At 47.8% G+C, this 4,719-nt stretch carries 6 protein-coding genes; 5 read left to right on the forward strand and 1 reads right to left on the reverse strand.

The annotated features are described in order from the left end of the window. The 3 genes from HKN79_05325 to HKN79_05335 form a co-directional block, all read left to right on the forward strand. A partial coding sequence (locus tag HKN79_05325) for a glycosyltransferase (protein NNC82978.1) occupies nucleotides 1-429 on the forward strand: 429 nt, incomplete at its 5' end. Further along, a complete protein-coding gene (gene wcaF / locus HKN79_05330; protein NNC82979.1) occupies nucleotides 422-973 on the forward strand; it encodes a colanic acid biosynthesis acetyltransferase WcaF in 552 nt (183 codons plus the stop codon). The genes HKN79_05325 and wcaF, both read left to right, overlap by 8 nt. Before the next feature lies 1 nt (nucleotide 974). Beyond that, nucleotides 975-1,736, forward strand: a complete 762-nt coding sequence (locus HKN79_05335) for a glycosyltransferase (GenBank protein ID NNC82980.1) — start codon at nucleotides 975-977, stop codon at nucleotides 1,734-1,736. Here HKN79_05335 and HKN79_05340 read toward each other — a convergent pair whose 3' ends face one another. Then, entirely contained in the window at nucleotides 1,737-2,666 is a 930-nt protein-coding gene (locus HKN79_05340) for a hypothetical protein (GenBank protein ID NNC82981.1), read from the reverse strand. Nucleotides 2,667-2,876: 210 nt separating this feature from the next. Here HKN79_05340 and HKN79_05345 point away from each other — a divergent pair, with 210 nt between their 5' ends. After that, nucleotides 2,877-3,830 carry a nitronate monooxygenase gene (locus HKN79_05345; GenBank protein NNC82982.1) on the forward strand — a complete coding sequence of 318 codons (954 nt, stop codon included), beginning with the start codon at nucleotides 2,877-2,879 and terminating at the stop codon, nucleotides 3,828-3,830. Between the two features lie 46 nt (nucleotides 3,831-3,876). Then, a partial coding sequence (locus tag HKN79_05350; GenBank protein NNC82983.1) for a hypothetical protein occupies nucleotides 3,877-4,719 on the forward strand: 843 nt, incomplete at its 3' end.

Below are 4,719 nucleotides of genomic sequence, written 5' to 3' on the forward strand. Positions count from 1 at the left end.
GTGTATGACGAATCCTATCACCAGGAGTGTCTGCGATTGATAGATCGCCTCGAGGGTTCTATACGGGTTCGGATTCTTGACCCTATTGCGCACGATGAGTTGAAAAAGGTCATCAAGCAACATCATGTACTTTTCCTTCCAACTCGTGGAGAGAATTTCGGTCATATCATACTTGAATCCTTCATGATGGGAAGACCGGTACTCATCTCGGATCAGACGCCATGGAGGAATCTTGAATCGCAGGGAGTGGGTTTCGATCTAGCGCTGAAGGATGAACAGGCTTGGACGAAGAGACTCGACTTCTTTCTGCAGATGGACCAAACTCATTTCGATGCGATGTGCAGAGCAGCGCATGAGAAGTATCAGGAATTCTGTAACGATCCAGAGATAGTGAAGGCGAGCAAAGGGCTATTTTTATCCAGTGAATAAGACTACGGACCTATCTCGATTCGACAATAGTCATTACACTGCGGGTGGTGTACTCAAGAGATGGTCATGGTACCTGATCTCTCACATATTCTTCATGCACGGTCTCATGCCATTCATGGGTCCTAAGCGATTTATCCTTAGAATGTTCGGTGCGCGTTTGGGAAGAGGTCTGATCATCAAGCCGAGAGTGAATATCAAATATCCCTGGCTCTTGGAGATAGGTGACCATGTCTGGATAGGAGAGGAGGTCTGGATAGATAATCTGGATCAAGTGAAATTGGGAGATCACACCTGTTTGTCACAAGGTGCTTTACTTCTGTGTGGAAATCACGACTACAAGAAGTCCACTTTCGACTTGATAACCCGTCCCATATCTATAGCGCAAGGAGCATGGATAGGTGCGCGGTCTACCGTGGTGGGAGGTGTTTCGGTAGCCGAGCATGCTGTTCTATCCGTAGGTTCTGTTGCCACTTCTGATCTTGAAGCATATATGATCTATCAGGGAAACCCTGCTCGACCCATGCGCAAACGAGAGATACACTGATATGAAGGTCAGCCTGATCACAGTCGCCTACAACTCGGCAGCTACCATCGCGGATACCATACAGTCCATCGCGGCTCAAGACCATCCAGATATCGAATACATCATCATCGATGGTGGTAGCACGGATGGTACAATGGACCTGGTCAAAAACGCGAAAAGCGTTACGAAGTATCTCTCTGAGCCCGACCGAGGCCTTTATGATGCTATGAACAAGGGGGTGGCACTTTGTACCGGAGATATCATCGGTATTCTGAATTCAGATGACGTATATCAAGACGGTCAAGTGATATCCGATGTGGTACGCATGTTCGATGAGCAGCCTATCGATTGTGTGTATGGGGATCTGGTCTATGTCGATCCAGAAGATCTGTCCAAAGTGAGCAGGTACTGGAAATCCGGAGAATACCACCGCAAGGCATTTCTGAATGGCTGGATGCCTCCTCACCCTACCTTTTTCACCAGACGGGAATGCTATAAGACCTTCGGTGCATATGACCTTCAATTCAAGACTTCAGCAGACTATGAGTTGATGTTGCGATTCATGTTCAAGAATCATTGCAGCACGGCCTATTTACCACGTATTCTGGTCAGAATGCGAGAAGGAGGCCAGAGCAATGAGAATCTCATCAATCGGATACGAGGCAACAAGGAGGACCGACAGGCTTGGGTGAAGAATGGACTCAATCCACGTTTCTATACCTTGACGATGAAGCCTTTGAGAAAAATAAGTCAGTTCTGGAGTCGACCAGGGCAAGAGGGCTGATCAGAATTTGGCGCGGGCCTTCTTCCTTCTGGTCCGGGTATTGAACCAATTGTATTTGGATCGAGAGAATCGGCTCTTCTCGCGGATGATCATTCCAGCAGATAGAGTAGAGAATATATATCCGTCATTATTGTTGTCGACTCCACGTAGATTCTTGGTCGTTCCCTCATATCCTTCGGGGTAGTGATAGTTGTAGATCTCACCCGGATTACCAAAGGTCTCTTCGATCACCTCCGGAGTGGTCTGATTGGCCAAGGCTCTGGCAAGATCGGAATCCAATTCCTCATCGAAGGCATAGAATGTACTGATATCATCCAGATAATCGGTCATGCTGAGTCGGTATCCCAACTCCCAACCAAACCTGTATTGCTTCTGGAAAGTGAAGTAGATGCCCAGTCCCATTGGAAAGGCGACCGTCAGAGAACTGTATTCTTCTGCCTGACCTTCTGTACGTAATGGTCTGAGATCATACCATCCAGATGCATTATCTGCCGTTCCATTCTCCAGAAATCCTTGTGGGTTGTGCATGAGTGCAGCCACTCCAAGAAAACCGTAGAGTCTGAACTCGGGATTATAGTATCCTCTTCCCCCAACATCATTGTCAGTGTAGAGTGTCCATTCCCCTCTCACAGCGAATTCCTTCAGATTATTCCTGAAGTTCAGATTTCTGGCTCTACGAGGAACATAGATGGTCTCACTATCCTTACCCTGTACTTTACCATACATGAAGGATGCAGTGACACTGGCCGTACGAGAAACTTTGTAACGAAGATGTGCCCCGAAGACATATTGGGTCTGATTGAGCTTCACATCATGAATGAAGTCTCTGCGCGGTTGGTCCTTTCCCCCAATATCACCTAAGTAGTTCGATGCCCCGACATGGACACCCCAATCCCAACGGTACTGAGAGAACCCTGCGGAAACGAACAAAAAGGCAATAAATAAGAGAGCGCATCTCTTCATAAGATTGTGCTTAGTAGGCGCAAATATAGATTTGCGTATTTCCCTTCCAAATCTACCTAGGTCCAAAGCCCCTATAAACCCTAGGTTTCTTAATAATTTACGATGACTTGTTGATAAAGTTGCGCTTTGCTTGCGTTATTCGCGGAAGCATTGAAACAGCATCTTCCTGATAACGCGATGAACAGATTCTGTACGCTCTTCAAAACAAAATTTCCAGTCATCCAGGCAGGTATGATATGGTGCTCCGGTTGGGAACTGGCAAGTGCTTGTTCCAATGAAGGAGTACTAGGGGTCATCGGTTCTGGGTCTATGTATCCCGAGGTATTGGAAGAACATCTCATCAAATGCAAGAAAGCCACTAGTAGGCCTTTTGCGGTCAACCTTCCTCTGCTCTATCCACAGATCGATGATCATATCGATTTGATAGAGAAGCATGATGTGCCCATTGTCATCACTTCTGCCGGCAATCCGGCCAAATGGACCGAACACTTCAAGTCGAAGGGAATCCAAGTGATGCATGTGGTGTCCAGCAGGAAGTTCGCGCTGAAGGCTCAAAGTGCTGGAGTGGATGCCGTGATTGCAGAGGGCTTTGAAGCTGGAGGGCATAATGGTCGTGAAGAGACCACCACACTCTGTTTGATCCCTGATGTAGCAGAAGCGATCGAAGTTCCGCTGATCGCAGCTGGAGGCATTGCTTCTGGAAGGGCCATGCTTGCTGCGATGAACCTAGGTGCTGATGCCATACAGATCGGAAGCCGCTTCGTGGCCAGTGAAGAATCATCGGCCCATCAGGCCTTCAAGCAAAGGGTAGTGGATGCCAAAGAAGGAGACACCCACCTGACCCTGAAAGAATTGACTCCCGTCAGATTGTTGGACAATGCCTTTTACCGGGCTGTGCTAGAAGCCTATGAGAAGGATGCTGAAAGGGATGAATTGGCCGAGCTACTCGGTAGGGGAAGGGCCAAAAAAGGAATGTTCCTCGGTGACCTGGATCAAGGAGAACTGGAGATCGGTCAAGTGTCAAGCATGATAGATGAAGTACTCCCTGCAGCTGAGATCATTCAGAACATCCTCGCTGAATTCAGGGAAGCATTGCAAGAACAATCCACTTCAGCACGTTTTAAGTTCTGATGAACAGGCTACTTCCCGATTTGGCTTTGCCTAATTTTGCAGATTGATGCGATTAGGCCTTCTTCTCATATCATTGACGTTCAGTCTGCTATCTACAGGTCAACTGTATGATGCTCCTATTCTGCATTGTTCGCAGGTAGACGGAGCAGATGATGTCACTTTGACCTGGCAGGCCCCGATTCTCGGCTCGGCTGATTTCTTGAGATATCATCTTTGGAGAAAAGAAGAGTTCTTCGATGATGACCTAGGGACCATTGCGGATATAAACACGACCACTTTTCTGGATGTAGGCGCTTCTGCCAATGAGATCGAGACCTATTGTGTAGAAGCAGTATATGATAGCGCTGGTGTTGAGATCCGGAGGCGGAGTAATCTGCTCCAGACCATCAACCCTAGTGCCAATGGATTTGGAAATCGAGTGGAGATGGCATGGAACCGACCCATGGATATCCCACTGGATTCCATTTACCAATACTTCGTGTTCCAACTGAACTATACAGGAGCGTGGCAGTCGGTCGATACCCTACCATATACGGATACGACCTACACCTATTTATCAGAGATCTGTCCGGAGCCTCCTGCTGTCGATGTGGATATCGACTTCCGTATCCTCTTGATAGATGATTTCGGCTGTGCTACAGTCTCTACGTGGCGCGATGAGGTCACGCCCTTATTCGACAATAATCCACCTACTCCTCCAGTGATCGAGACCGCCACTGTGGATACGGCTGCACAACGAGCAGTCATTTGCTGGTTCCCATCACCTGAAGGGGATGTACAGGGCTATCGGGTCTTGAATGTTCTCGAGGAAGAAATAGCCTTGACCAACGACCCTTCCATTACGAGTGCTATGGACATGGTCAGCAATATCGTGATCAACTCTCAAGGC

This window comes from Flavobacteriales bacterium (assembly GCA_013001705.1).
Lineage (GTDB): Bacteria > Bacteroidota > Bacteroidia > Flavobacteriales_D > JABDKJ01 > JABDLZ01.